The following is an 11,484-nucleotide window of genomic DNA, read 5'->3' on the forward strand; positions in this document are numbered from 1 at the left end:
GTTGATTGTGCTCGGCGCGTCTCGCTCTGCCCCCGTCGGGGCGGAGGTGGCGCGCGCGAGGGGGGAAGGGCGAAAGGCCCACGTCAGGAGGAGGATCGTCGTTTTATGCGCGTGCTCGAGAACTTCATCAACGGCGCCTGGGTTGCTTCTGCGGGCACCACGTTGCTCGACGTGAAGAATCCCGCGACCGGGGAGGTGCTTGCCAAGGTCCCGCTCTCGACCTCGGCCGACGTCGACGCCGCGGTGCAGGCGGCCAAGGCTGCGTTCCCTGCGTGGCGCGCCGTCCCGCCGGTGCAGCGCGCGCGGTACCTCTTCAAGCTGAAGAGCCTCTTCGACCAGCACCGCGAGGAGATCGCGAACATCTGCACGAGCGAGCATGGCAAGACGTTCGCCGAGTCGTTCAACGATTTCGGTCGCGGCATCGAGAACGTCGAGCACGCGTGTGGCACCCCGTCCTTGCTCATGGGGCAGAACCTCGAGGACGTCGCCTCGGGCATCGACTCGAAAGTCCTGCGCCAGCCGCTCGGCGTCTTCGCGGCGATCACGCCGTTCAACTTTCCGCCGATGGTGCCGCTCTGGTTCCTCCCGTACGCGATCGCCACGGGCAACACGTTCGTGCTCAAACCGAGTGAGCAGGTGCCGCTCTCGCAGCGCCGCATCTTCGAGCTCATCCAGCAGATCGGCCTGCCGAACGGCGTCGTGAACCTGGTGAACGGCGGCCGTGAGGTCGTCGAGGCGATCTGCGAGCACCCGGACGTGAAGGGCGTCTCCTTCGTCGGCTCCTCGAACGTCGCGAAGATCGTCTACCGGAAGTGCGGCGAGACCGGCAAGCGCGTCCAGGCGCTCGGCGGCGCCAAGAATTTCATCGTGATCATGCCCGACGCGGACATGGAGCGCGCGGTGCAGAACGCGGTCGAGTCCTGCTACGGCTGCGCGGGCCAGCGCTGTCTCGCGGGCAGCGTGATCGTCCCCGTCGGCGACGCGTACGAGCGCGTGCGTGACCTCTTCGTCGCGTACGCGAAGAAGATCGTGCTCGGCGACGGCAAGGACCCGGCCACCACGCTCGGCCCCGTCATCTCGCGGGCGCACAAGGACCGCGTCCTCTCGTACATCGAGAAGGGCCTGCAGGAGGGCGCGAAGCTCGTGCTCGACGGCCGCAACGCGACCGTCCCGGGCCTCCCGGACGGCAACTGGATCGGGCCGACGATCTTCGAGGACGTGCGCCCCGACATGGTGATCGGCCGCGAGGAGATCTTCGGGCCGGTGGCTTCGTTCATGCGTGCGAAGGACCTCGACGAGGCGATCCGGCTCGCGAACGCGAGCGAATTCGGCAACGCGGCGAGCATCTACACGACGAACGGCAAGGCCGCGCGCGAGTTCGGTGCCCGCGTCGAGGCGGGCATGGTCGGCGTGAACATCGGCGTCGCTGCGCCCATGTCGTTCTTCCCGTTCGGTGGCCAGAAGGCGAGCCTCTTCGGCGACACGAAGGCGCACGGATCGGCTGGCATCGATTTCTACACCGAGCGCAAGATCGTCATCGAGAGGTGGTTCTAATGGCCAGGAAAGTCATCGGCGGGCTCATCCAGTGCTCGAACGCGCTCAATGATCCGGGCGCCTCGGTCCTCCAGATCCGCGACGCGATGTTCGAGAAGCACCTCCCGTACATCGAGGAGGCGGGCAAGAAGGGCGTGCAGATCCTCTGCTTGCAGGAGGTCTTCAACACCCCGTATTTCTGCCCCTCGCAGGACGCGAAATGGTGCGACACGGCCGAGGCGGTCCCGAACGGCCCCACGGTCCAGCGGCTCACCGAGTACGCGAAGAAGTACCAGATGGCGATGATCATTCCCGTCTACGAGCGGGAGCAGGCCGGCGTGTATTACAACACGGCCGCCGTCATCGACGCGGACGGGACGTATCTCGGCAAGTACCGGAAAAACCACATCCCGCAGACGAACGGCTTCTGGGAGAAGTACTTCTTCAAGCCGGGCAACCTCGGCTATCCCACGTTCCAGACGCGGTACGCGAAGATCGGCGTCTACATCTGCTACGACCGCCATTTCCCGGAGGGCGCGCGACTTCTCGGCCTGAACGGCGCCGAGATCGTCTTCAACCCCTCGGCGACCGTGGCCGGTTTGTCCCAGTACCTCTGGAAGCTCGAGCAGCCCGCGCACGCCGTGGCGAACGGGTATTACATCGCGGCGAGTAACCGCGTCGGCACCGAGGCGCCGTGGAACATCGGCAAGTTCTACGGGACGAGCTATTTCTGCGATCCGCGGGGCAATTTCCTCGCCGTCGGAAGCGAGGATCGTGACGAGCTCGTCGTCGCGGAGATGGACCTCGACGTGATCGAGGAGGTGCGTCGCACCTGGCAGTTCTATCGCGACCGCAGGCCCGAGACGTACGAGGACATGGTCAAGCTCTTGCCCTGATCGAGGGGCGTTCGGGAGGACGAGATGGGCATCCTGATCAAGAACGGCGAGATCGTCACCGCCTCCGATAAGTTTGTCGGTGACGTATATTGCGATGGCGACAAGATCGTGGCGGTCGGGTCCGGGCTCGTGAAGCAGGGCGCGGACGACGTCGTCATCGACGCCTCGGGCCAGCTCGTCTTCCCGGGCGGCATCGACGCGCACGTGCACATGGAGCTGCCGTTCATGGGGACGGAGAGCTCCGACGATTTCGAGACGGGCACCGCGGCGGGCGTCGCCGGCGGTACCACGTCGATCATCGATTTCGTCATCCCGGCGCGTGGCCAGCATTTGCTCGACGGCCTAGCCATGTGGAAGGAGAAGGCGAAGAAGGCCGTCGCCGATTATGCCTTCCACATGGCGGTCACCTGGTGGGGCGACCGCACGAAGTCCGAGATGGAGCAGTGCGTCCGCGAGGAGGGCATTCCCTCCTTCAAGACGTTCATGGCCTATCGCGGCGCGATCGGCGTCGACGACGTCGAGCTCATCCAGGTCATGCAGACCGCGAAGGACCTCGGCGCGCTCGTCACGGTGCACGCCGAGCACGGCGACATCGTCGTTGCTTTGCAGAAGAAGCTCGTGGCCGAGGGCAAACTCGAGCCGAAATACCACGCCCTCTCGCGCCCCGCGCCCGTCGAGGGCGAGGCCACGAACCGCGCGATCATGATGGCGCGTATGATCGGCGAGCCCATTTACATCGTCCACCTCACGTGTCGCGAGGCGCTCGACGCCGTCACCGACGCGCGCCGGCGTGGCCAGCTCGTCATGGCCGAGACGTGCCCGCAATACCTCATCCTCGACGACTCGGTCTACGACAAACCCGATTTCGAGGGCGCGGCGTACGTCATGAGCCCGCCGATCCGGCCGAAGGGCCACCAGGAGGCGCTCTGGGCGGGCATCGCTTCGGGGCTCATCCAGGTGGTCGCGACGGACCATTGCCCCTTCAATCAGGTCGGCCAGAAGGACATGGGCCGGGACAATTTCACCAAGATCCCGAACGGCGCGGCGGGCATCGAGAATCGCCTCGGTCTGCTCTGGACCTACGGCGTGCTCGGCGGCCACATCGACGTGAACCGCTTCGTCGATCTCTTCTCCACGCAGCCCGCGAAGATCTTCGGCCTCTATCCGCGCAAGGGCGCGATCGTGCCGGGCGCGGACGCCGATCTCGTGGTCTTCGATCCGAAGGGGTCGAGCGTCATCTCGGCGAAGACGCACCACCACCGCTGCGATCGCAACATCTTCGAGGGATTCGAGGTCAAGGGCAAGGTGAGCCACACCATCGTCCACGGCCGCGTCCAATACAAGGACGGCAAGCTCGACGTCGTGCGCGGCGCGGGGCGTTATCTCCCGCGCAAGCTCGAGGCGCCGGCTGCCGCAAGGGAGCTTCGATGAGCCATCATTCGCCGCACATCCCGGACGTCGAGGGGGACCGGCTCGAGGTCCTTTACGAGGACAAGAAGCCGCCGTACGAGGATGCCGAGGCCATCGCCGAGGCGAATCGCTGCTTGTATTGCGTCGACGCGCCCTGCATCAAGGCGTGCCCGACCGCGATCGACATCCCCACGTTCATCCGGAAGATCGGCACGGGCAACGTCAAGGGCGCGGCGCGCACCATTCTCACGCAGAACCTGCTCGGCAAGTCGTGCGGCCAGGTTTGTCCGGTGGAGGTCCTCTGCGCCGGCGCCTGCGTCTACAATGATTGGCACCGCGATCCGATCAAGATCGGCCGGCTCCAGCGATATGCGGTGGAGAAAGCGCTCGCCGAGGATCCGCAGCTCTTCAAGCCCAAGGCGCCGACGGGCAAACGCGTCGCGCTCGTCGGCGCGGGCCCGGCGTCCATTGCGGCGGCCGGCTGGCTCGCGCTCGAAGGGCACGAGGTGGCCATTTACGAGAAGAAGCTCCTGCCGGGCGGGCTCAATACGCTCGGCATCGCCCCGTACAAGATGAAGGTCGAGGAGGCGCTCACGGAGATCACGTGGGTGCTCTCGCTCGGCAATGTCGAGCTTTATCAGGGCGTGGAGATCGTCCCCGTCTCGGGCTCGCCCGAGGAGGTCTCGGTCGCGACGCTGCTCCAGCAATACGACGCGGTCCTCCTCGGCCTCGGCCTCGGTCCGGATTCGCGCCTCAAGATCCCCGGCGAGGACGGCGGCGGCGTGGTTGGCGCGACGCACCTCATCGAGCGGCTCAAGGCCGACCCGACGCTCCGCTTCAAAGGCGTCGATCGGGTGATCATCGTCGGCGGCGGCAACACGGCCGTCGACGTCGCGCACGAGCTTGCATTGCTCGGCATCGACGCGACCATGCTCTACCGCGGCGGCGACCACGAGCTCTCGGCCTACGAGCACGAGCTTGCGAGCGGCCGCGTCGACGGCATGAAGGTCCTCTGCGAGCGCTCGCCGGTCGCGGTTTTACGGGACAACATGGGCAAGGTCACGGGCGTCCGCGTGGTCCGGACCGAGGACAAAAAGCCTGTCCCCGGCACCGAGGAGGACCTGCGTGCGGATCTCGTGGTCGTCGCGGTCGGCCAGAGCCGGGCGACCGAGGTCGCGCGCTCGTTCCCGGGCGTCGAGCTCGACACGCGCGGCCGGGTCATCGTCGATCCGAAGACCCATCGCACCGGAAACCCCAAGGTCTGGAGCGCCGGCGATTGCGTCAACGGCGGCAAGGAGGTCGTGAACGCGGTCGCCGAGGCGAAGATCGCGGTCACGAGCATGCACGCGTTTCTCATGGGCGTGGGAGCCTGAGACATGGCAGATCTATCGATTGATTTCGCGGGTATCAAGAGCCCGAACCCGTTCTGGCTCGCCTCGGCGCCGCCCACGAATACGGGCGACCAGGTCATGCGCGCGTTCGACGCCGGCTGGGGCGGCGCCGTCTGGAAGACGCTCGGCAATCCGATCGTCAACGTGTCGAGCCGGTTCGGCGGCATCGATTACGGCAATACGCGCATGATGGGCCTCAACAACATCGAGCTCATCACGGACCGGCCGCTCGAGGTGAACCTGCGCGAGATTCGCGAGGTCAAGCGCCGGTATCCGAACCACGCCGTCATCACTTCGCTCATGGTCGAGACGAAGGAGGAGTGGAAGGAGATCATCCAGCGCGCCGAGGAGGCGGGCTCGGACGGCCATGAGCTCAATTTCGGCTGTCCGCACGGCATGTGCGAGCGCGGCATGGGCTCGGCCGTGAGCTCGGAGCCGAAGGTGCTCCGGGAGATCGCGCGCTGGGCCGTCGAATTCGCGACGAAGCCGGTCATCGTCAAGCTGAGCCCGAACGTGACGGACATCGTCGAGCCGGGCGAGGCGGTGCTCGAATCGGGGGCGCACGGGATCAGCTTGATCAACACGATCAAGTCGATCATGGGCATCGACCTCGACCGCATGGTGCCGCTGCCGCGCGTCGGCGACGCCTCGACGAACGGCGGTTATTGTGGCCCGGCGGTCAAGCCCGTCGCGCTGCACATGGTCGGCGAGTTGACGCGGCATCCGTACGTCGCGAAGCTGCCGATCTCGGGCATTGGCGGCATCTCGAACTGGCGCGACGCGGCCGAGTTCATCGCGCTCGGGTGCACGAGCGTGCAGGTCTGCACGGCGGTCATGCATTATGGCTACCGCATCGTCGAGGACATGATCGAGGGCCTGAACGATTTCCTCGATTCGAAGGGCCTGAAATCAGTCCTCGAGCTCCGGGGCCAGGCGGCGCAGCAATACAAGAACTGGGGCGATCTCGACCTCGGGTATCGCGTCGTCGCGGACATCTCGACCGACAAATGCATCGGCTGCCAGCTCTGTTACACGGCCTGCATGGATGGCGCGCACCAGTGCATCCACCTGCCTGGCCGCACGGAGGAGCAGGCGCGCAAGGCCGGGCATACGCATATCCCCAAGCTCATCCCGGACCGCGCGGTCACGGCGAAGGGCGGGACGCCGGGCGCGCGCGTGCCGTTTGTGGACGAGGAGGAGTGCATCGGCTGCAATCTTTGCCAGCTCGTTTGCCCCGTCTCGGGCTGCATCACGATGAAGGAAGTGTCCTCGGACAAACCGCACGAGACCTGGAACGACCGCGTCCAGCGCGGCGCCGATTTCGTACCCGGCGGGCTTCACGTCACGGAGATCGAGCGCGCCAAGCGGTAACGGCTGATCCTACCAAATCGGGGGTTCCCTCCATGATGAGCGACGCTCGCCTCGCCGTACGTGTCTCGGGTGACATTCACGAGCTCGAGGGCGAGATCGTCTCGCCCTACATCAATCACGACCTCGAGCCGACCCGGATCAAGCAGCGCAAGTGGGCGATGAAGGACATCGCCGCGCTCTGGATCTCCATGTCGGCCTGCGTGCCCACGTACATGCTCGCCTCCTCGCTCATCGCCGAGGGAATGAGCTGGTGGCAGGCCGTGGTGACGATCTTCCTCGGCAACACGATCGTCCTCTTGCCGATGATCTTGAATGCGCACGCGGGCACGAAATACGGCATTCCATTCCCGGTGTATTGCCGCCCGTCGTTCGGCATTCTCGGCGCGAACATCCCGGCGATCCTGCGCGCGCTCGTCGCGTGCGGCTGGTTCGGGATCCAGGCGTGGATCGGGGGCTGGGCGATTTTCAAGATCATCGCCGTCTTCGTCCCCTCGTGGGAGAGCGCGCCCACGGAAATCCTTGGCATCAGCCTCCCCCAGCTCCTTTGCTTCCTGTTTTTCTGGGGGATCAACATGTGGGTCATCCACAAGGGGATCGATTCGATCCGGATCCTCCTGAACATCAAGGCGCCCTTGCTCATCGCGCTCGGGCTCGCGCTGCTCGCGTGGGCGTATGGCAAGGCGGGCGGGTTTGGCCCGATGCTCGACACGCCCTCGGCATTCTCCGCGGGCGGGAAGAAAGAGGGCCAGTTCTGGTCGTTTTTCTTCCCCGCGCTCACGGGCATGATCGGCTTCTGGGCTACGCTTTCGCTGAACATCCCCGATTTCACGCGTTATGCGTACTCGCAGCGGGATCAGGTCGTGGGGCAGGCGCTCGGCCTGCCCACCACGATGGGGCTTTATTCGTTCATCGGCGTGGCGGTCACCTCGGCGACGGCAGTGATTTACGGCGAGACCATCTGGGACCCGGTCGTGCTCCTCACGAAGTTCAAGAGCCCGGTCCTGCTCGTGGTCGCGCTCTTCTCGCTTTGTATTGCGACGCTCGCGACGAACATCGCGGCGAACGTGGTGAGCCCGGCGAATGATTTCGCGAACCTCTGGCCGAAGGGCATCTCGTTCCGGACGGGCGGTTTCATCACGGGCGTGATCGGCATCCTGATCCAGCCCTGGCGGCTCGTTTCGGACCCGTCGGGGTACATCTTCACGTGGCTCGTCGGGTATTCGGCGCTGCTCGGCGCGATCGGCGGGATCCTCATCGCGGACTATTTCATCGTCCGCAAAACGAAGCTCGACCTCGTGCAGCTTTACGTCCGCGAGGGCTCGTACTGGTATCGGGGCGGCTTCAATCCGGCGGCCATCCTCGCGCTGCTCGCGGGCATCCTGCCGAACCTGCCGGGTTTCCTCGGGACGAGCAAGGTCATGACCGTCGCTCCGATCTGGATGAAGCTCTACAACTATGCTTGGTTCGTGGGTTTCTTCATCTCGGGCGCGCTTTACGTCCTCCTCGCGCCGATCCTCGGCCGGAGCGAGGCGACGCCGGTGAAGGTCGAGTCCTGACGAAACCTCCGTTTTAGCGGCCGGCGCCCTCTTTCCTGCCACGCCGCGCATCGACAAAGGAATTGAAATCTCGGTGGATCCCGGGATAATCGTGACTTAGGTCGCGGCTTTCCCGACGGAGGCGTCGATGCGGTTCGGTGTTTTGTCTGCCCTCATGGCCCTTGCCCTCGCGGGTCTGGGCGTCGCGAGCTGTACCCAGAATTTCGACCAGTTCGAACCGACGGGGGGCAGCGGCGGCAATGGCGGCTCGTCTCCGTGCCCGACCGGCCAGGTGAGCTGCAATGACACGTGCGTCTCCGCCGACGATCCGGCGTTCGGCTGCGGCACCGGGTGCACGCCGTGCAACGTCCCCCATGCGACGGCCGCCTGCGTCAGCGGCGCCTGCGCCGTGGGCACGTGCAACGCGGGGTTCTCCGATTGCGACGGCCTCGCGACGAGCGGGTGCGAATCGGATACGGCCACCGATCCGAACAACTGCGGCGCCTGCGGCACGGTCTGCACGGCGCCGAACGCTATGCCCACGTGCGCGGCGAGCATGTGCGGTGTCGGCCCGTGCACGCCGGGGTTCGCCGATTGCGACATGATGGCGGAGACCGGCTGCGAGACGAACACCGAGTCTGATCCGCAGCATTGTGGCGGTTGTGACTCGGCCTGCACCGTCTTCGAGACCTGCACCAATGGCGGTTGCGAGCCGAACCCCTGCGAACCGGGCACAGCCGATTGCAACATGGACAACGCCGACGGCTGCGAGACCACGCTCGGCACGCTGCTCGATTGCAATTTCTGCGGCGACGTGTGCGACCTCGCGAACGCAGCCGAGACGTGCGACATGGGCGCGTGCACGCTCGGCGCATGTGACGGCGGGTTTGCCGATTGCGACATGATGGGCGCGACGGGCTGCGAGGTGAACCTCCAGAACGACCCGATGAACTGCGGCGCGTGTAGCAACGTCTGTCCCGGCGGCGCGCTCGCGGCCTGCACGAACGGCATGTGTGGTATCGAGTGTGCGGCGGGGACGGCCGATTGTAATAACGACCCGTCGGATGGCTGCGAGGTGAACACGCAGACCGACGTGATGCATTGCGGCGCGTGCGGCCATGCTTGCTCGAACGCGAACGCGTCGGCCACCGTGTGCACGGCCGGCGCGTGCGTGCCCACGTGTAATGCCGGCTCCGGCGATTGCACGAAGCCCATGGCGCCCGCGGCGGACGACGGCTGCGAGACGAACACGGCGACGAGCGTCGACCATTGCGGCGCCTGCGGCCGCGCGTGCTCCGGGACGAACGTCGCCTCGAAGAGCTGCGCGGCGGGCGTGTGCGATTCGTCGTGTGATCTCGGGTTTGCGAACTGCGACATGCCCGCGATGGGCAATGACGACGGCTGCGAGCTCAACACCCAGCAGAACGACACGAACTGCGGCGGCTGCGGCAATGATTGCAGCGGCACGCTCGATTGCGACCGCGGCCCCCTCACGCAGAAGTTCTGCGGCTGCAACACGAACAACGAGTGTGGCGGGGGCGGCACGTGCAACGGCGGCACGGGGCTCTGTGCCTGCCTCTTGACGACCTGCGCGGCGGGCGAGGTCTGCGGGGCTGTGGGGTGCTCGTGCAATGGCGGCGCCGCGTGCGGCGCGAACATGCTCTGCTGCCAGAGCCCGGCGGGCTGCGTCAACCCGTACACCGACGCCGCGAACTGCGGCGCTTGCGGCCGCGAATGCCCCACAGGCTTCGTTTGCGGCGGCATGGCCCCGCAGGCGCCCACGTGCCGCTGCGACGCGGACGCCGATTGTAATGCCGGATCGGCGGGCACGTGCGGGGGCAACGGGCAATGCACCTGCGGCGGCACGCAATGCGCTGTCGGCGAGCGGTGCTTGCCGAACGGGATGTGCGGCTGATCAGAAGCGACGGCCGCGCCGCCGCGCGACGAGCGCCACGCACGCGCCTGCGAGCGCGAGAAGCGACCCGGCGTTCGTCTCGCGGCGCGCCGGCGCGGCCGTGCAGCCGCTTTCCTCCGCGACGGGATTGACGTTCGTCGGCGGAGGCGGGATTTCCTCTTCCGGAGGCACCGTCTCGGGCCGCGTCGTGTACGCGTCGTCGAGCTTCGGGCACGGCGAGGCGGGCGGTGGGCCTACCGGCACCGCGCAATCGCCGCCCGGGGAATCCGGCGTGCAGGTCGTGAACGGAAAGACGAGATCCTCGGTCGGGGAGACGCCGGTGAGCGTCTTGATCGATTTGTGCAGGGACGCGGTGTATTTCGTGGCCGCTTTCCAGGGCTCTTGCGCCGTGACCAGGACGACGTTCGCCCACTTGTCCCCGCGATACACGCTGACCTTCGTCGGGACCACGGACCCCGCGTCGTCGCGCACGGTCACGACCGCGTCGTCGATCGTGGCCCGGTCCATTCCCTCGCCGAAGAACAGCACGATTCGACCATCGGGCCGCGTGTTGTCGAGCGTGACGAGCGGATAGGCCTCGTCCGGATAGGCGCCGATGACGACGCCATCGGCGGACGAATTGCCATCGAGGCGGCGGAGGATCTCGCGGTAATAACCCTTCGTGACCCGGGCGCCGAACGGATATCCGCCGGGCGTCCGCGGATCACGCAGGCTTTGCCTGGCCCAGGGGAACCTCTTCCCGTAATCGTCGGCGCCGATGTAGAGGTATTGTGCGACCAGGAAGATACCGGACCTGGCCGTCGACATGGCCTTCTTGATGGCGTCGGGCGTGACGGGGTGGGCGATCTTCTGCTCGAAGATTTCGCTTTGCGTCTGCGTGTCGACGGCGATCTCGGGCAGGTAATATCGCGGATGGTCGTGGACGAGGAAGATGTCCATCGCCATGTCGAAGGTATCCATGTCCCCGGGATCGACCTGATCCGCGCGCTCGTAGAGGAGCGAATCGAATGTCGAATCCGTGATCCCGTGGGCGGCGAGGCCCATCAAGAACGCCACGTGCGCCGCGGCGTCCGGATTCTCGAGGGGTTTGTCGCCGTATCGGCTGCGGATGAGCTCGACGTAGCCCTGGACGTATTGCTCCCAGTGCGGAATTTCGCCTTGATCGTGGTCTTCGGCTGTGTAGCCGGAGTCGGGGAAGAAGGCGCCGTTCGAGAGGTCGTTCAGGTGCGCGTCGAACACGGCGCGCAGACGCGTATCCGTGACCTGCTCGGCGGCGCACTGGGCCATGTAGATATGGCCCTGCATGCCCGTGGCCGAGGCGGTCCCCGCGGCGCCGAGGGTCGAGAGGAGACAAGCGAGGGCGGCGAGGGGTCTCTCCTTCGAGGAAATGCGGGGGGCGTGCATCATCACCTCCAGGGAGGGATGATACATGG

Annotated in this window: 8 protein-coding genes; 7 read left to right on the plus strand and 1 reads right to left on the minus strand. The window is 66.1% G+C overall.

Translation table 11 applies throughout. The features are described from left to right. Nucleotides 1–105: 105 nt before the first annotated feature. The 7 genes from KEG38_RS07280 (at nt 106) to KEG38_RS07310 (ending at nt 10,051) form a co-directional block, all read left to right on the plus strand. Nucleotides 106–1,554 (plus strand): CoA-acylating methylmalonate-semialdehyde dehydrogenase, encoded by a 1,449-nt coding sequence (locus tag KEG38_RS07280; RefSeq protein WP_272418351.1) that lies wholly within the window; start codon nt 106–108, stop codon nt 1,552–1,554. After that, a complete protein-coding gene (locus KEG38_RS07285; protein WP_272418352.1) occupies nt 1,554–2,429 on the plus strand; it encodes a nitrilase-related carbon-nitrogen hydrolase in 876 nt (291 codons plus the stop codon). The genes KEG38_RS07280 and KEG38_RS07285 overlap by 1 nt, the downstream gene beginning before the upstream one ends. Nucleotides 2,430–2,453: 24 nt before the next feature. Continuing rightward, nucleotides 2,454–3,860 (plus strand): dihydropyrimidinase, encoded by a 1,407-nt coding sequence (gene hydA, locus KEG38_RS07290; protein WP_272418353.1) that lies wholly within the window; start codon nt 2,454–2,456, stop codon nt 3,858–3,860. Continuing rightward, entirely contained in the window at nt 3,857–5,212 is a 1,356-nt protein-coding gene (locus KEG38_RS07295) for an FAD-dependent oxidoreductase (RefSeq protein WP_272418354.1), read from the plus strand. Before hydA ends, KEG38_RS07295 begins: the two co-directional genes overlap by 4 nt. A gap of 3 nt (nt 5,213–5,215) precedes the next feature. Next, nucleotides 5,216–6,601 carry an NAD-dependent dihydropyrimidine dehydrogenase subunit PreA gene (gene preA, locus KEG38_RS07300; protein WP_272418355.1) on the plus strand — a complete coding sequence of 462 codons (1,386 nt, stop codon included), beginning with the start codon at nt 5,216–5,218 and terminating at the stop codon, nt 6,599–6,601. Nucleotides 6,602–6,633: 32 nt separating this feature from the next. Next, the gene (locus tag KEG38_RS07305) at nt 6,634–8,157 is read left to right on the plus strand and encodes an NCS1 family nucleobase:cation symporter-1 (protein WP_272418356.1); all 1,524 of its coding nucleotides are present in this window, start codon (nt 6,634–6,636) and stop codon (nt 8,155–8,157) included. Between the two features lie 154 nt (nt 8,158–8,311). Then, nucleotides 8,312–10,051 carry a hypothetical protein gene (locus KEG38_RS07310; protein WP_272418357.1) on the plus strand — a complete coding sequence of 580 codons (1,740 nt, stop codon included), beginning with the start codon at nt 8,312–8,314 and terminating at the stop codon, nt 10,049–10,051. Here KEG38_RS07310 and KEG38_RS07315 read toward each other — a convergent pair whose 3' ends face one another. Next, a complete protein-coding gene (locus KEG38_RS07315) occupies nt 10,052–11,482 on the minus strand; it encodes an Ig-like domain-containing protein (protein WP_272418358.1) in 1,431 nt (476 codons plus the stop codon). Between the last annotated feature and the right edge of the window lie 2 nt (nt 11,483–11,484).

Origin of the sequence: Polyangium jinanense, from assembly GCF_028435265.1 — a bacterium.
GTDB classification, from domain to species: Bacteria; Myxococcota_A; Polyangia; order Polyangiales; family Polyangiaceae; genus Polyangium; species Polyangium jinanense.

Bases quoted from the DNA above. Each gene is read 5' to 3' on its own strand.
- KEG38_RS07280 (WP_272418351.1), top strand. From the start codon at position 106: ATGCGCGTGCTCGAGAACTTCATCAACGGCGCCTGGGTTGCTTCTGCG.
- KEG38_RS07285 (WP_272418352.1), top strand. From the start codon at position 1,554: ATGGCCAGGAAAGTCATCGGCGGGCTCATCCAGTGCTCGAACGCGCTC.
- hydA (WP_272418353.1), top strand. From the start codon at position 2,454: ATGGGCATCCTGATCAAGAACGGCGAGATCGTCACCGCCTCCGATAAG.
- KEG38_RS07295 (WP_272418354.1), top strand. From the start codon at position 3,857: ATGAGCCATCATTCGCCGCACATCCCGGACGTCGAGGGGGACCGGCTC.
- preA (WP_272418355.1), top strand. From the start codon at position 5,216: ATGGCAGATCTATCGATTGATTTCGCGGGTATCAAGAGCCCGAACCCG.
- KEG38_RS07305 (WP_272418356.1), top strand. From the start codon at position 6,634: ATGATGAGCGACGCTCGCCTCGCCGTACGTGTCTCGGGTGACATTCAC.
- KEG38_RS07310 (WP_272418357.1), top strand. From the start codon at position 8,312: ATGGCCCTTGCCCTCGCGGGTCTGGGCGTCGCGAGCTGTACCCAGAAT.
- KEG38_RS07315 (WP_272418358.1), bottom strand. From the start codon at position 11,482: ATGTATCATCCCTCCCTGGAGGTGATGATGCACGCCCCCCGCATTTCC.